The 263-nt window shown below is 66.2% G+C and carries 1 protein-coding gene; it reads left to right on the top strand.

Annotated features, from left to right (window positions below; all coding sequences use genetic code 11):
* The coding region (locus ACZ3GY_RS24240; RefSeq protein WP_465912318.1) for a HoxN/HupN/NixA family nickel/cobalt transporter at positions 1-263 on the top strand (263 nt) is incomplete at both ends.

The following is a 263-nucleotide window of genomic DNA, read 5'->3' as shown; positions in this document are numbered from 1 at the left end:
CTTGCCGCGATCAGCCTCATCGGCCTCACCTTTCTCTACGGCGTACTGCATGCGGTGGGACCGGGCCACGGCAAGGCGGTGATCGCCTCCTACCTCCTCGCCACCCGCGAGACGTTGAGGCGTGGCGCTCTCATCTCTTTCGCCTCTGCGCTGGTGCAGGGCGCAAGTGCGATCCTCATCATCGGTGTCTTCGCCGTGCTGCTGCGGGCGACCACCGCGTCGATCGACCACGCCACGGGACTGATCGAGACTGCGAGCTACGC

Source organism: Pseudomonas sp. PME37.24/006, from assembly GCF_055556635.1.
Note: the sequence above shows the minus strand (reverse complement) of the source record. Positions and strands in the feature narration are given on the sequence as shown.